Genomic DNA, 14870 nt, shown 5'->3' on the forward strand with positions numbered 1-14870 from the left:
CGGTGCCGGCGGCGGGCGTGGTGGCGGTGGCCGGCGGCTCGGGGGGCGGCTCGGTGGTGGTGCCGGACGTCGGGGTGGAGGGTCGCTCGGTCACAGCATCAGCTCCGATCGGCGGCGGGGGTTGATCCGCTCGCGCCAGACCCCGGCGAGGCCGGCGATGGCGAGGGTGGGGATGATCAGGAACAGGCCGGGGAACAGGGTGGGCCACCACTGCCCGGCGAGCAGGGAGCCGCGGGCGCCCTGGATGAGGGTGCCCAGGCTGGCGGTGTGGGTGGGCAGGCCGAGGCCGAGGAAGGACAGGGCCGACTCGTGCCACATGGCGTGCGGGACCATCAGGACGGCGGCAAGGCCGGCCTGCGGCAGCACGCCGGGCAGGAGGTGCCGGACCGTGACCCGCCACCGGGACGCGCCCCCGGAGACCGCCGCGTCGATGTAGGGGCGGGAGCGCAGCGAGAGGACCTCGGCGCGCACGATGCGGGCGGTGGACAGCCAGTGGGTGAGGGCGACGGAGACGATTACCGGCCAGACGCCCGGCCGGAACATGGCGATGATGAAGATGCCGAGCAGCAGGTGCGGCACGGAGGACAGGGTGTCGACCAGGCGCATGATGAGCCGGTCCGCCCAGCCGCCGAGCGCTCCGGCGGCGGCGCCGACGGCCGTGCCGATCACGGTCGCGGTGAGCGCGGCCACCACGCCCACCAGCAGCGAGACCCGGAGCCCGTAGACGCAGCGCAGCAGCAGGTCGCGGCCCACGTCGTCGGTGCCGAAGGGATGGTCCCAGCTCGGCGGCAGGAGTTTGGCGGCCAGGTCGACGGCCTGCTGGTCGAGCTGGACCAGGGGCGGTACGAGCAGGACGGCGAGGGCTGTCACGGCGACCAGGCCGGCGGAGACGCGCAGGCGCAGGGTGTGGGTGGAGCGGCGGGCGGTGCCGTGCGCGTGCCACACCGTGAGGGCTGCGCGCCCGGCCGTGCCCGTCTTGGTGACGGCGGGGTCCGTACCGGCGACGGCGGGGTCCGTCTTCGTGACGGCGGGGTCCGTCTTGGCGACGGTGGGGTCGGCCACGGCGGTCACATCTCCTTCAGCTGCACCCTCGGGTCGACCAGTCCGTAGAGCAGGTCGGCGAGGAGGTTTCCGGCGAGGACGGCGGCGGTGGCGAGGGTGGTGAGCGCGGCCAGCAGCGGGAAGTCGACGGCGGTGGCCGCCTCCACGGTGGCCGCGGCGATGCCGGGCCAGCTGAAGACGCTCTCCACCAGCAGGGCGCCGGTGATGAGTTCGGGGACGCGGGAGCCGATCAGGGTGAGCACGGGCAGCAGCCCGGAGCGCAGGGCGTGTCCGAGCAGGACGGTGCGCTCGCTCAGGCCGCGGGCCCTGGCCCCGCGGACGGGGTCCTCGGCGAGGGCGTCACCGACGCCCTGACGCACGTAGAGCGTGAACCAGGGCAGCTGGGAGACGGCGAGCACGCCGGCGGGCAGGATCAGGTGACGGGTGACCTGCCCGAAGGTGACCCGGTCGGCACCGGTGTCGGTGAGGCCGCCGGCCGGGAGGACGTCCAGTTCGAGGGCGAACAGCCACACGGCGAGCAGGGCGATCCAGAAGACGGGGGCCGCCTCCAGGGAGTACGCGAGGGAGGTGACCGCGCGGTCGAGGAGGGAGCCGGGGCGGCGGGCGGCGAGCACGCCGAGGACGGTGCCGAGCAGCACGGCGACGGCGAACGCGACGGCGCACAGCAGCGCCGACCAGACCAGGCGCTCGCCGATGACCTCGGCCACCGGCTGGCGCATGACGGTGGACTGGCCGAAGTCGCCGCCGAGGGCGGAGGTCAGCCAGTCCCACCAGCGGGCGGTGAACGGCCGGTCCGCACCGAGGTTCTCCCGCAGCCGGTCCAGGGTCTCCTGGTCGGCGCCGAGCGCGGCGGTGCCCGCGTACGCCTTGACGGGGTCGAAGGGGGAGGCGGCGGCCACGGCGAAGACGCCGAAGGTGACGATCAGGAGCACCGGCACGGCGTACAGCGCACGCCGTGCCGTGAGCCGTGCCATCGCTCCCCAGGGAGCACGTCTCATGCCGCGGGCTGCCAGTCCTCGACGTTCCACCAGGGGCCGCTGGCGAAGCCGTGCTCGTGCGGTTCGGTCTGGGTGGTGAGGTCCTTCCAGCGGTCGTCGAGGACGTACAGGTGGTCGATGTGGGTGAGGAAGGTGTAGCCGGGGTTCTTGACGAGCTCGCGCTGGAGACCGTCGTAGGCGGCCTTGCGGGCCTTCGGGTCCTGGCTGCGGCGGCCCGTGTCCAGGGCCTCGTCCACGGCCGGGTTGTCGTAGCGGGCCATGTTGTTGAAGCCGTCCCCGGCGAGGGAGGAGTGCAGCAGCGTGTAGAGGCCGAAGTCGGGGTCGCCGGTGGAGCCGAAGCCGGCGAGGACGGCGTCCTGCTTCATCCGGGGTTCGATGACCTCCCAGGTGGCGCTCTCCACCCGGACGTCGATGCCGGCCTTCTTGGCGTCGGAGGCGTAGGCGAGGGCGTGGTCCTGGCGGACCTTGTCGCCGGAGGGGTAGTACAGGGTGAAGCGGGCGGAGCGGCCGTCCTTGGCGCGGACGCCGTCCTTGCCGGGCTTCCAGCCGGCCTCGTCCAGCAGCCGCCCGGCTTCGGCGAGGTCCTGGGAGCGTTCGACGTCCTCGGCGAACCAGGGGTCGTCGACCGGGAGGGGGCCGTAGGCGGGGCGGCCGGCGCCGTCGAGGATCTTGTCGACCATGGCCTCGCGGTCCACGGCGAGGTCGAGGGCGCGGCGGATCGCGGTGTCGCCGGTGACCGGGTTGCCGGTGGGCAGGGTGACCGCGCGGAAGTCGTACGAGGTCGCCCGGTGGGTCTTCCTGCCGTCGTCGTCCTTGAAGGTGGCGGCGAGGTTCGGCGGCAGGGTCGCGCCGTCGAGGTCGCCGGAGCGCAGCCGGGTGGCGCGGACGTCGTCGTCGGCGATGATCGCCATGGTGAGCTTCTTCACCTTCGGCGCGCCGCCCCAGTAGTCCGGGTTGGCCTTGAAGGTGAGCTTCTCGCCCTTGCTCCAGCCGGTGAGGACGTACGGCCCGGTGCCGACGGGCTCGGTGTTGAAGGCGCCGGTGTTGGGGTCCTGCTCGCCCGCGACGTGCTCGGGGACGACGGGCAGTACCGTGCGGGCGGCGAAGCCCGCGTAGGGGTAGTCGAGGGTGAAGACGACCTTGTCGTCGCCGTCCGCCTTGACCTCCTTGATCGCGTCCAGTTCGCTCTTGGCGGTGTTGTTGGTCCTGTCGTCCAGGACGGTGCGGTACGTGAACACCACGTCGTCGGCGGTCAGCGGCTCGCCGTCGCTGAACTTCACGCCGTCACGGAGGGTGTACGTGTAGGTGCGGCCGCCGTCGGTGATCTCGGGGAGCGCCTTCGCCAGGGCGGGCTTCAGGCTCAGGTCGGCGTCGCGGGCGAGGAGCCCGTCGAAGATCTTCGAGTTGCCGTCCTTGCCGTAGCCGAGCAGCGGGCTGAGGGTGTCCGGTTCGGAGGAGACCCCGATCACCACGGACTCGGCGGCCGTGCCGCCGTCCGCGTCGCCGCTGCCCGGTGCCGAGCACGCGGTGACCGCTCCGGCCATCGCCATCGCGGCGGCGGCGCCCCGTATTCGTCGGGTCGTCATCGAACCTCACATCCATCGTGCCCTGATATCGCTGTTGCATATTAGTTGCAGCAAGGGTCTGCCCAGCACGGCGGTCCCCCAGTCCCCCCTTCTGCCGGACGGCGCCTCCGGTGCCGAGTACGCAGGTGTGCGCGGTGCCGTGAGCCGTCGGGCGCCGCCCGCACGCCCTCGGTGACCGCTTGTCACCCGGCCGGTACGGGCACTACTGTCACCACGCCTTGGTGACGGGAAGTCGGTGCGATACCGGTGCGGCCCTCGCCACTGTGATCGGGAAGTCCGGCTCCGGCCCTCACGGGCAGCCACTGGGTTCTTCGGAACCCGGGAAGGCGGGGCACGGGCGGTGGTACCCGTCAGCCAGGAGACCGGCCAAGGCGCGTCAACCATCCACGAGGTGCTGGAGAGGGTCTGCTGAGCCATGCACATAGCCGAGGGTTTTCTGCCACCGGCGCACGCGGTCGCCTGGGGCGCCGCAGCGGCGCCGTTCGTCGTCCACGGAGCCCGGTCGCTCATCCGTGAAGTGAGGGAACACCCCGAGAGCACCCTGCTGCTGGGCGCCTCGGGAGCGTTCACCTTCGTCCTGTCCGCGCTGAAGCTGCCGTCGGTGACGGGAAGTTGCTCCCACCCCACCGGTACGGGACTCGGCGCCATCCTGTTCCGCCCGCCGGTCATGGCGGTGCTGGGCACCATCACCCTGCTGTTCCAGGCGCTGCTCCTCGCCCACGGCGGGCTCACCACGCTCGGCGCCAACGTCTTCTCGATGGCGGTCGTCGGCCCGTGGGCCGGGTACGGCGTCTACCGGCTGCTGCGCCGCACGGGTGTGCCGCTGATGACCGCCGTGTTCTTCGGCGCGTTCGCCGCCGACCTGTCGACGTACTGCGTGACGAGCGTGCAGCTGGCGCTCGCCTTCCCCGACCCGGGCAGCGGATTCGTGGGCGCGCTCGGCAAGTTCGGCTCCATCTTCGCCGTGACGCAGATCCCGCTGGCGGTGAGCGAGGGCCTGCTGACCGTGCTGGTGATGCGCATGCTGGTGCAGTCGAGCAAGGGCGAGCTGACCCGGCTCGGGGTGCTGGTGACGACGGCGGCCGGGCGGAAGCCGGCGGAGCCGGCCGGGGCGGTGACCCGATGAGCCGCAACGCGAAGATCAACGGCCTGCTGCTGCTCCTGGTGGCCGCCCTCGCCGTGCTGCCGCTGGCGCTCGGGCTCGGTGACCACAAGGAGGAGCCGTTCGCCGGCGCGGACGCCGAGGCGGAGACGGCGATCACCGAGATCGACCCGGACTACGAGCCGTGGTTCTCCCCGCTGTACGAACCGCCCTCCGGCGAGGTCGAGTCGGCCCTGTTCGCCCTCCAGGCGGCGATCGGCACGGGCGTCCTCGCGTACTACTTCGGACTGCGGCGCGGACGGCGGCAGGGCGAGGCGCGGGAGCGCGAACGGGCCGGGACGGACCCGGGCTCCGGTACCGGTGCCGGTGCCGGTGCCGGTGCCGGTGCCGGCCCGGACGACGACGTCGCCGGCGCCGGCGCCGGACGGACGGTCTGACCGGCCGTGCTGCCGATCGACGCGGCGGCGCACAGCAGTCGCTGGCGCCGCCGCCATCCCGTGGACAAGGCCGTACTGGGGCTCGGCCTCACCGTGCTCGCGGTCTCGCTGCCGCCGTGGCCGGGCGCGGCCCTGGTGCTGGTGACCGCGCTGGTGGTGCTGCTCGGCCCGGCGGGAGTGCCGGCGCGGCGGCTGTGGCGGGCGTACCGGGTGCCGCTGGGCTTCTGCGTCACCGGCGCGCTCACCCTGCTGGTGCAGGTGGGCGGGGAGGGCGGCTGGGTGTCGCCGGCCGGGGACGGGCCGCTGCGCGCCGGGGAGTTGCTGCTCCGTACCTCGGCGGCGTCCCTCGGGGTGCTGCTGTTCGCGTTCACCACGCCCCTGTCGGACCTGCTGCCGCGTCTGGTGCGGGCGGGCGTGCCCGCGCCGCTCGTGGACGTGGCGCTGGTGACGTACCGGATGAGTTTCCTGCTGCTGGACTCGGTGCGCCGGGTCCGCCAGGCGCAGGCGGCCCGCCTGGGGCACACCACCCGGGCGGCGACGTGGCGCTCGCTCGGCGGGCTCGGCGCCACGGCGTTCGTGCGGTCCTTCGACCGGGCGGCGCGGCTGCAGTCCGGGCTCGCCGGACGCGGCTACGACGGCACCCTGCGTGTGCTGGTGCCCGAGGCCCGGGTCTCGGTGCGGTTCACGGCGCTGAGTGTGGCGCTCCTGGGGGCGCTGGCCGCCCTCACCCTCGTACTGGAAGGGCCCCTGTCGTGAGCGAGTCCGTGCTGGTGGCGCTGCGGGACGCGTCGTTCGCCTACGAGGAAGGACCGCCCGTGCTCACCGGTCTCGACTTCGAGGTGCGCGAGGGCCGGGCGCTGGCCCTGCTGGGGCGCAACGGCAGCGGCAAGACGACGCTGATGCGGCTGCTGAGCGGCGGACTGCGGCCGGACTCCGGCGAGTTGAGTGTCGAGGGCCGGCCGGTGCGCTACGACCGTAAGGGGCTGACGGCGCTGCGCACCACCGTGCAGTTGGTGGTGCAGGACCCGGACGACCAGTTGTTCGCCGCGTCCGTCGGGCAGGACGTGTCGTTCGGGCCGCTGAACCTGGGCCTGTCCGACGGGGAGGTGCGGGCCCGGGTGGCGGAGGCGCTGGCCGCGCTGGACATCACGGCCCTCGCCGACCGGCCCACGCACCTGCTCTCCTACGGGCAGCGCAAGCGGACGGCGATCGCGGGCGCGGTCGCCATGCGGCCCCGCGTCCTGATCCTGGACGAGCCGACCGCCGGCCTCGACCCGGACGGCCAGGAACGGCTGCTCACCACCCTGGACGGACTGCGCGAGGGCGGCACCACCGTGGTGATGGCCACCCACGACGTGGATCTCGCGCTGCGCTGGGCCGACGACGCGGCCCTGCTGACCCCGGCGGGGGTCGGCCACGGTCCCGTCGCGGACGTGCTGGCCCGCACCGATCTGCTGAGGGCCGCCGGTCTGCGGCTGCCGTGGGGTGTGGCGGCCGGGCTGTTCCTGCGGGCGCGGGGACTGGCGGCCGGGCCGGCCGGCGGTCCCCGCACCCCGGAGGAGCTGGCGGCCCTGGCCGCCCTTCCGGCCGCCGGCCGCCGGACCCCTTAGACGGCCGAGCGGAAGGCGGGCAGGTATCCGCCCGACTGGCCGACGGCCTTCGGGTGGTAGGAGTTGCCGATCGGGAAGGTCACGCTGTGCAGCCACGCGTCGCCCGAGCAGAGTTCGTGCCCGGTGAACTCGTCCACCACGCTGGAGTAGGCGAAGCCGGCGTTCGCCGCGCGCTTGGCGATCACCCCGTTCAGCACGTCGGCGGCGTTGTTGATCGCGCCGCGCTCGGTCTCGCTGAGGCCGGCGATGCAGCTGCCCGACAGCTTGTAGAAGCGCGGGTATCCGAGGACCACGACACGCGCCTGCGGGGAGCGGGAGCGGATGCCGGAGTACAGGGAGTCGAGCCTGCCCGGGAGGGTGTTCTGCATCTGGGAGACGGCGGTGTTGACCCGGGAGACACAGGTGGCCTCGCTCTGCAGCACACAGGTCTGCATGACGTCCGCGAAGCCGACGTCGTTGCCGCCCGCGGTGACGCTGACGAGGGTGGTGGAGGAGGACAGCGCGCTCAGCTGGGTGCCGGCCACGCTCGTCGTCGTGGCGCCCGAGCAGGCGACGAACCTGAACGACGCCGGGGCGTTGGCGTTCTTCCACAGCTGGGGGTACGCAGCGGTGCTGCGCTTGCAGTCACCGCTCTCGGACGTGTAGCTCCCGGCGCCCACTCCGGAGGAGTAGGAGTCGCCGAGCGCCACGTAGCTGTGGCCGGCGGCCGCGGCGGGTTGCGCCAGGCCCAGTACGGTCGCGGCACCCAGGACGAGGGTGGCGAGAGTTGCTCCGAGGGAACGCGTTGACACGTGTTTCCGCCCTTCACGAACGAAACGCACAGCGGTAGTTGAGGAAGCAAGAAGGGTTGTAGCAGGCTTCTGTACCACTCAGTAACTGCCGCGCAGGAAGTCTTCCGGAATGACCCGAATACTGATTTCGCCGCATCGGCTCCGCGCGTAGATAAACCCCCGGCTCGCCGTCCTGACGACGAATTTCCGGCAAGTCCACGGGGCCGCGGCGGGCCGGCCGGGAGGCGTCAGGGGCCGGCGGCGCGGGTGATGGCCGACTCCACGGCGGCGATGCGGTCGCCGAGGAGGGTGAGCGCGGCCACCGCGCGGGCCAGGGCGTCCCCGTCGGCGCCGCCCGGCGTGGTGGCGCGGACGTGGGCGGCCTTCACCTCGTCCCAGCGGGCCGCCTGCGCGGGGGTGAGCGTGCCGCGCAGCCCGGCGAGCTTGAGCAGGCTCGCCTCGGCCCCGGTGGTGAGGGTCTGGGCCTCGGCCGTGTAGTGGTCGTCGACGACGGCGGCCAGCTCGGCGTCGTTCATGACGGGCTGGATGCGCTGGGCGATCCGGTTCATGTTGCGGTAGGAGCCCTGGAGCCGGAACGGCGGCTCGGTGCGGGCTTCGTCCGACTGCGCGGCGGAGGCGATGTAGGCGGCGTTGACCGCGAGGACCGTACGGCGGGCGGTGAGCAGGTGTCGCAACACGGCACGGACCGCGTCCAGTTCGGTGGGCGCGTACGGGTGGGTGAGGCGGTCGGGGCGGGCCGTGGGGTCGTTCGCGGCGAGACGGATCAGCAGGTCCAGGTCGGCGCGGTCACGTCCGGCGAGCGGGGCGAGCACCGCGTTGGCGGTGAGGGCGTTCTCCACGAAGCTGAGCGCGAAGACGTCCTCCTTGCCGGTGAGGACGTCGCCCAGGTTCCACACGTCGGCCCGGTTGGCCAGCATGTCGGGGACGCGGAAGACCTCACCGGACTCGGTGTAGGGGTTGCCGGACATGCAGACGGCGAACCGTTTGCCGCGCAGGTCGTAGGTGCGCGGTCCGCCCTCCCACACACCCTCCATCCGGCGGGTGGCGTCGCACAGCGGGATGAACTTCTGCAGCAGTTCGGGCGAGGTGTGCTGGATGTCGTCCAGGTAGAGGAGGGTGTTGCTGCCCGCGGCCAGCGCGAAGTTGATCTTCTCGACCTCCTGGCGGGCGGTGGCGTCCGGTGCCTCGGCCGGGTCCAGGGAAGTGACCGCGTGGCCGAGCGCCGGGCCGCTGACACGGACCAGGACCAGGCCGAGGCGGTGGGCGACGTACTCCATGAGGGTGGTCTTGCCGTAGCCGGGCGGGGAGACCAGCAGCAGCAGTCCGCCGGTGCCGGCGCGGGCGGACTCCCCGGTGGTGCCGAGCTGCTTGGCGAGGCTGTCGCCGACCAGCGGCAGGTAGACCTCGTCGACCAGCCGGTTGCGGACGAACGACGCCATCACGCGCGGCCGGTGGTCGTCCAGGCGCAGCCGGGTGCGCTCGGCGGCCACCAGGGCGGTGCGGCGGCGCTGGAAGGCGCGGAAGGCCGGTACGTCGTGTGCCCTGAACTCCTCGGTGCGGGCGAGGAACTCGTCGAGGCGGACGGTGAGGCGGCGGTCGGTGATCCGGGGGTGGGTGGCGACCAGGCCCTCGACCGTGGCGGTCAGCGGCGCGTCCGACTCGTGGCGGCGCAGACCGGGGCAGAGTTCGGCGGCCACGGCCTCCGCGAGGTCGCCCGGCGCGACCTCGTCCCCGGTGGCGGTGGCGTACGCGGTCAGCCAGGCCTCGACGAGCTGACGGCGGGCGGTCAGGCCGGCGAGGGCGGGCAGGTCCTCGTCGTAGGCGCCGGTGGCGACCGTGCGGCGGAACTTGTCGAGCAGGGTGCGGGCACGGGTGCTGAGGACGAAGCCGTCGGGGCCGCTGGTCAGTTCGTCGAACAGGTACGCGGCACAGGCCTCGGGACGGGCCGTGGCGTCCGGGTCCCAGTCCCGTACGGCGCGGGCGAGTTCGGCCCGCAGCGCGTCGAGCGCGGGCGGCGGGCCGAAGGCGTCGCGGACCCGGGCCAGGGAGCGGGCCCGGCGGGTGAGGTCCTCGCGCTCCCGGTCCGTGGTGCCGTGCGCCCAGTACAGCAGCGCGTGGGCGCGGGCGGCCGGGGCGTGGCGCAGGGTCCCGGCGCCGGCGTACAGGGGCAGCAGGGCGGTGAGGAGCAGGGTGGCGTCGTGGTCGTGGACGCCCCGCTCGTGGCCCTCGTCGTAGGCCTCCTCGGCGGCGCCCCGGACCAGGGCGGCCAGGTCGTCGGCGCCGGCGAGGGCGTCGGGCCCGTGCTCGTGCAGCAGGCGGGCGGCGAGGTGTTCGGCGCGGCAGACCCCGGGCGACTCCGACGGCAGGTGCCGGTCCCACAGCGGGCGGTCGGCCAGCAGGGCGGGGTCGGTGACGGGGGCGCGGTAGTCGGTGCCGGTGAGGGCGACGGCGAGGCCGTCGCCGTGCGGGACGACGGTGAGGTCGAAGGGCTGGGTGGAGACGGCGAAGCGGTGGCCGCCGAGGCGGATGGTGCGCCCGCCGTCCGCGTAGAGGTCGGTGCGGTCGCGCAGGGCGCGGACGGCTTCCTCGTGGGCGGAGCGCAGCCGCCCCTCCAGTTCCTCCGCCCGTACCCGCTCGCCGAGTTCACGCAGCTCGCCGGCGGTGCGGCGGACCTTGGCGACGAGCGGGTCGGAGGCGAACCAGGTGCTCACCGCGTCCGGGTCGGCGAGCGCCGAGGACCGGCGGGCGATCGTCGTCAGGACGCGTCCCGCGGCGGTGGCGAGCTGTTCGGCGCGGCGGGCGCGGGCGTCGGTGAGGCTCTGCTTGCGGGCGGAGAACGTCTCGTAGATCTCGGTGCGCCGGGCGGCGAGTTCCCCGAGGACGTCGTCGAACTCCGCGAACCGGGACTCCAGCGCCTCCAACTGGGTCAGGACGTTCGTCAGCTGGTCGTCGCAGCTCTCGGGGTCGCCTGCGGCGGCGAGGGCGCCGGTCACGGTCTGGCCGAGCAGGGCGAGTTCGGCGGCGAACCCGGCGCGCGCCTCCCGGTCGAGGAGGCCGCGGCGGTGGCTGTCGAGGGTGGCGCGGGCGCGGTTGACACCGCCGAGGGTCTCGGCGACCCGTTCCAGGACGGCCGTGCGGACGGTGGCGTCGGTGATGTCGAGCCCGGCGACCACCTCGGTCACCGTGCGCAGCCCGTGGGCCAGTTCGTCGAGGCGGGCGGCGACCGGGGCGGCCCCGGCGGTGGTGGTGACCGACTCGATGTCGGCGTGCAGCCGCTCCAGTTCGGCGTGCTGGGCGGCGAAGGCGTCCTCGCGGGCCAAGAAGGCGATCGCGCGCTGCCCGAACGAGGCGAGGTCCGTCCCGGCCTGCTCGGCCAGGGCGTCGATACGGTCGCGGTCGGCGTACCGCATGTCCTTCAGGGTCAGCAGATGGCCCTGGGCGTTGCGCAGTTCGGTGAGGCCGGTGACCCAGGCGGCGGCCTCGCGGGGCTGTTCCCCGCGCAGCCTGCGCACCACCGAGGTGATCCGGTCCGCCGCCTCGTCGAGCGCCCCGGCGGCCCTGCGGCCGAGGTCGCGTACGGTCTCGAACTCGGCGAGGACCTGCGCGGCGGTGGCGCGCACCTCCTCCAGCGGGGTGCGCAGGTCGCCGGTCTCCGGGTCGCCGAGCCAGTGGTGGGTGTCCAGGGCGCGGACGCAGGCGGCCGTCAGGGTGGTGTAGATCTCCGCCGTGGGGGTGGTCTCGACGGCGGAGCGGGCCAGCGACAGACAGTCGGAGATGCCGCGTACGAGGTCGGCGTTGCCGACCCGGGCGAGCGGTCCGTCGCCGGCGGGCTGCGCGGCGGCGAACGTGTCGGAGGCGTAGGGCGAGTCCCAGAGCTGGACGGGGTGGACGCGGGCGGGCTCGTCGCCCTCGGGGCGCAGCAGGACGAGGTGTCCGTCGTCGAACAGGGCCCAGCCGTGGCAGGTCATCGGGGTGGCGACGGCCTCGCGGATCTGGTTGTACGACAGCAGCAGGCCGCGCCCGCGTCCGGGGGCGTGGAAGGCGTACAGCACGTCCTCGCCGTGCGGTGAGCGCACCTCGCGTTCGAACCGCATCCCGTCGGTGTCGAGTTCGTAGGTCTTGTGGGTGCCGGTGGCGAGGCAGTAGCCGCCGGGGAAGACGATGCCCTGGTCCTCGGGCAGCCGGCGGCAGCCCTGTCCGATGCCGTCGAGCCGGACGACCGTGCGGGTGAGGGTGTGGAAGACCAGGTGGCGGTGGGCGGTCTCCTTGTAGGGGAGGATCCGCAGCAGGATCAGGGGGCCGACGCGGGCGTGGGAGATCTCGGCGTCGGCGAGGGACTGCAGGGGCTCGTCGACCGGCTCACTGTGGATGCCGTCGGCGGTGCCGGTGTCGTCGTCGGCCTTCACGGTGAGGGTGCCGCCGAGGGTGTCGACGAAGACCTCGCCCCGGACGGAGACGTGCGGGTGGCGGCCGAGGACGTGGTCCTCGCGGGTGGTGGGCGTCCAGTCGATGCCGTCGGGCTCGGTGAGCGCGTGGTCGCGGTCGCCGCGGGCGTCGAGGAAGACGGCGCGGCCGTCGTCGGCGACCGACCAGCGCAGGACGCGGATGTCGCCGGGCTTCTCGCCGGTCTGGAAGACGGCGAGCAGCTTGCCGGGGACGCGGCGCAGCCGCAGCAGGCGGGCCTGGCGGTAGTAGCGGTGCAGGGCGGCGAACTCGCGGACGAACGCCGGGTCGTCGAGCAGCCCGGGTACGGCGTCGTCGGGCAGGCGGTTGAGGTCGCGGTCGTGCGGGGCGAGGACGTCGCCGACCGCGGTGTCCCCGTCGGGCCGGGGCCGCGCCTCGTAGCCGAAGAGGAGCACGTCGCCGACGGCGACGACGTCGCGGGGGACGGCGGTCCGTCCGGTGCGCAGCCGCTCGGTGCCGGTGAGGCGCAGTCCGGGCGCGCCGAACTCCTCGGCGCGGCGGCGGTTGAGTGCCTCGGCGCGGCGGGCGAGTTCGGTGGCCTGTGCGGTGAGGCGGTCACGCAGTACCCGGTAGGCGCCGCCGTCGACCGTGGCGGGGGCCGCGGTGGGGTCCGGCGCGGGGCCACCCGCGCCGGGGGCGTGACGGACGGCGGACTCGTGGGTGCTGCTCATGGCTGCCTCTCGGGAAGGGAGGGCCGGGAGCCGCCGTCCCCTGCGCGGCGGCTCCCGGCCCGGTGGGTGGGTCAGGCCCTGGCACGGCCGTTCAGCTCGGCCAGCGGTGTGTCCGAGAGGCCCAGCTCACCGGCTTTCTCGATCAGTTCCTTGAACCGGCCGGTGTTCTCGCCGCCCTGCCGCATCAGGCGCATCAGCAGCGCCGAGACCGTGAGGTTCTGCACGTCGGCGGTGGAGACGGAGCCGAGGACGCGGCCCAGGTCGTCGGTGAAGCTCGCGGAGCCGTCCAGCCAGGGCCCGGCGAGTGCCTGCGCGGTCTCGGAGCTGCGGACGAAGCCGTCCACGCTCTTGCCGAGCGCGATGGAGGACACCAGCCGGTCGAGGAACACCGACTCCCCGCCGACGATGTTGATGTCCGCGTTCTCCAGTCCGGTCGCCAGGACCGTGGCCTGCGCCTCGGCGACCTGCCGCTGGACGTCCAGTCCGGCGAGCCGGATGTCCTTCTCGGCCTCCAGCCGCAGCCGGTACTCCTCGTGGCCGCGGGACGCGTCGTCCAGGGCGGCCATCGCCGCCGCCTTCTCGGTGAGGCCGGCCGCCTCCGCGCGGAGCCTGCCGCTGATGGCCTCCGCGTCGGCGAGGGCCTTGGCCCGCGCGCCCTCGGCCTCGGCGCGCAGCCGGGCCTCGGTGGCCCCGGCCTCGGCGCGGCCCGCCTTCTCCAGGACCTCGGCCTCCTTGTCGCGGACCCGCACGGCGGCCAGTCCTTCGGCGGCGGACTCCGCCTGGATGCCCTCGGCGAGGCGCAGCTTGGCCTGGGCGTCCAGGTCCGCCGTCTTCAACCGGGCTTCGGCCAGGGTGAGTTCCTCGGCGGCGCGGTGCGCGGCGGCCTGCTCGGCGGCCTCCGCTGCCTTGATGTCCTTGACCAGCTTCTCCTGCGCCTCCGCCTCCGCGGCGATGACGACCGCCTGCCGCTGCCGCTCCGCCTCCTCGACGGCACGGAGCTTCTTGATGGACTCCTCCTGCTCGGCGACCGTGCGGTCCACCGCGACCCGCTCGCGGACGACCTCGGCGATCTCCCGCTTCTCCGCCTCGACCTCCTTGTCGGCGGCGATCCTGGTCAGCTGGGTCTCCCGCTCCCGGGCGATGACCTCGAGCAGGCGGTCCTTCTCGATGCGCTCGCTTTCGACGGCGATGACCCGTTCGCGGTTCTTGGCGGCGACGGCGACCTCGCGGGCCTGGTTCTCGCGCTGGATGCCGAGCTGTTCCTCCGTGCGCAGGAAGGCGCTCTGCGCGCGCAGCCGCTCCTCCTCCACCACCCGGGCGGTCTCCGCCTCCTCGCGAGCCCGTACCGTCTCGATCTCCCGGCGCTGCTTGATCTCGGCGTCCGCCTGGCGGCGCTCCAGTTCCAGGATGGCCTCGCGCGCGTCGACGTCCTGCCGGGTGATCTCCTTCTGTTCGTTGCGCTGGGCCTCGTTGGTGCGGACGTGCTCCACGGCCGTCAGCTCGGTGATCTTGCGGATGCCCTGTGCGTCGAGGACGTTGCCCGGGTCGAGCTGGGCGAGCGGCGTCTGCTCCAGGTAGTCGATCGCGGCGTCCTCGAGGTGGTAGCCGCTGAGGTCGACCCCGATGACCTCGATGATGCGGTACCGCAGTTCCTCGCGCTTGGTGTAGAGGTCGGTGAAGTCCATCTGCTTGCCGACGGTCTTCAGCGCCTCGGAGAACTTCGCGTGGAACAGCTCCTGGAGCGTGTTGCGGTCGCTGGCCCGCGCGGTGCCGACGGCCTGGGCGACCTTGATGACGTCGTCGACGGTCTTGTTGACCTTGACGAAGAACGTGATGCGGATGTCCGCGCGGATGTTGTCCCGGCAGATCAGGCCTTCCTTGCCGGCCCGGGTGATCTCGATGGTCTTCACCGAGATGTCCATCACCTCGGCCTTGTGCAGGACCGGCAGCACGACCGACCCGGTGAACGTCACGTCGACCCTGCGGACCTTGGAGACGATCAGCGCCTTGCCCTGTTCCACCTTGCGGAACAGCTTGGTGACGAGCAGCAGACCGATGAGCACGAGCAACAGGGCGACGCCGGCGAGTACGGCGATGCCCACGGTGGCGGCATCCATGGGACACGTCCTTCTGGGCTGAAAAACTGGCA

General features: G+C 73.4%; 10 protein-coding genes and 1 riboswitch. Of the genes, 4 read left to right on the plus strand and 6 right to left on the minus strand.

Going from position 1 to position 14870, the window contains the following annotated elements; translation table 11 throughout:
- Positions 1-90: 90 nt before the first annotated feature.
- From IE118_RS12705 to IE118_RS12715, 3 genes are all read right to left on the minus strand, one after another.
- Positions 91-945, minus strand: a complete 855-nt coding sequence (locus IE118_RS12705; protein ID WP_189558164.1) for an ABC transporter permease — start codon at positions 943-945, stop codon at positions 91-93.
- Positions 946-1067: 122 nt separating this feature from the next.
- A complete protein-coding gene (locus IE118_RS12710) occupies positions 1068-2036 on the minus strand; it encodes an ABC transporter permease (protein WP_189557907.1) in 969 nt (322 codons plus the stop codon).
- A 20-nt stretch (positions 2037-2056) separates the two neighbouring features.
- Positions 2057-3646 carry an ABC transporter substrate-binding protein gene (locus IE118_RS12715; protein WP_189557908.1) on the minus strand — a complete coding sequence of 530 codons (1590 nt, stop codon included), beginning with the start codon at positions 3644-3646 and terminating at the stop codon, positions 2057-2059.
- Positions 3647-3848: 202 nt separating this feature from the next.
- Positions 3849-4031: riboswitch (cobalamin riboswitch) on the plus strand.
- Between the two features lie 30 nt (positions 4032-4061).
- Between IE118_RS12715 and IE118_RS12720 the strand changes: the two genes are divergently transcribed.
- From IE118_RS12720 to IE118_RS12735, 4 genes are read left to right on the plus strand one after another with little or no spacing between them, the layout of a single operon-like run.
- Positions 4062-4772 (plus strand): energy-coupling factor ABC transporter permease, encoded by a 711-nt coding sequence (locus IE118_RS12720; protein WP_189557909.1) that lies wholly within the window; start codon positions 4062-4064, stop codon positions 4770-4772.
- Positions 4769-5185, plus strand: a complete 417-nt coding sequence (locus tag IE118_RS12725; protein ID WP_189557910.1) for an energy-coupling factor ABC transporter substrate-binding protein — start codon at positions 4769-4771, stop codon at positions 5183-5185. Before IE118_RS12720 ends, IE118_RS12725 begins: the two co-directional genes overlap by 4 nt.
- Positions 5186-5191: 6 nt before the next feature.
- The gene (gene cbiQ, locus IE118_RS12730; RefSeq protein ID WP_189557911.1) at positions 5192-5941 is read left to right on the plus strand and encodes a cobalt ECF transporter T component CbiQ; all 750 of its coding nucleotides are present in this window, start codon (positions 5192-5194) and stop codon (positions 5939-5941) included.
- Complete coding sequence (locus IE118_RS12735; protein ID WP_189557912.1) at positions 5938-6795, plus strand: energy-coupling factor ABC transporter ATP-binding protein; 858 nt, start codon at positions 5938-5940, stop codon at positions 6793-6795. Before cbiQ ends, IE118_RS12735 begins: the two co-directional genes overlap by 4 nt.
- Here the strand turns inward: IE118_RS12735 and IE118_RS12740 are convergent.
- From IE118_RS12740 to IE118_RS12750, 3 genes are all read right to left on the minus strand, one after another.
- Entirely contained in the window at positions 6792-7586 is a 795-nt protein-coding gene (locus tag IE118_RS12740; protein WP_189557913.1) for an SGNH/GDSL hydrolase family protein, read from the minus strand. The genes IE118_RS12735 and IE118_RS12740 overlap by 4 nt on opposite strands.
- A 227-nt stretch (positions 7587-7813) precedes the next feature.
- Positions 7814-12721, minus strand: coding sequence for a DNA repair ATPase (locus IE118_RS12745; protein WP_189557914.1), 4908 nt, complete (start codon positions 12719-12721; stop codon positions 7814-7816).
- A 71-nt stretch (positions 12722-12792) separates the two neighbouring features.
- On the minus strand, positions 12793-14838 hold the full coding sequence (locus IE118_RS12750; RefSeq protein WP_189557915.1) for a flotillin family protein: 2046 nt from the start codon (positions 14836-14838) through the stop codon (positions 12793-12795).
- Between the last annotated feature and the right edge of the window lie 32 nt (positions 14839-14870).

Source organism: Streptomyces pilosus, from assembly GCF_014649835.1.
GTDB lineage: Bacteria > Actinomycetota > Actinomycetes > Streptomycetales > Streptomycetaceae > Streptomyces > Streptomyces pilosus.

What these genes read in the sequence shown, in the direction of transcription:
- IE118_RS12710 (WP_189557907.1), bottom strand. Translation starts at nt 2,036, where the DNA reads ATGGCACGGCTCACGGCACGGCGTGCGCTGTACGCCGTGCCGGTGCTC.
- IE118_RS12715 (WP_189557908.1), bottom strand. Translation starts at nt 3,646, where the DNA reads ATGACGACCCGACGAATACGGGGCGCCGCCGCCGCGATGGCGATGGCC.
- IE118_RS12720 (WP_189557909.1), top strand. Translation starts at nt 4,062, where the DNA reads ATGCACATAGCCGAGGGTTTTCTGCCACCGGCGCACGCGGTCGCCTGG.
- IE118_RS12725 (WP_189557910.1), top strand. Translation starts at nt 4,769, where the DNA reads ATGAGCCGCAACGCGAAGATCAACGGCCTGCTGCTGCTCCTGGTGGCC.
- IE118_RS12745 (WP_189557914.1), bottom strand. Translation starts at nt 12,721, where the DNA reads ATGAGCAGCACCCACGAGTCCGCCGTCCGTCACGCCCCCGGCGCGGGT.
- IE118_RS12750 (WP_189557915.1), bottom strand. Translation starts at nt 14,838, where the DNA reads ATGGATGCCGCCACCGTGGGCATCGCCGTACTCGCCGGCGTCGCCCTG.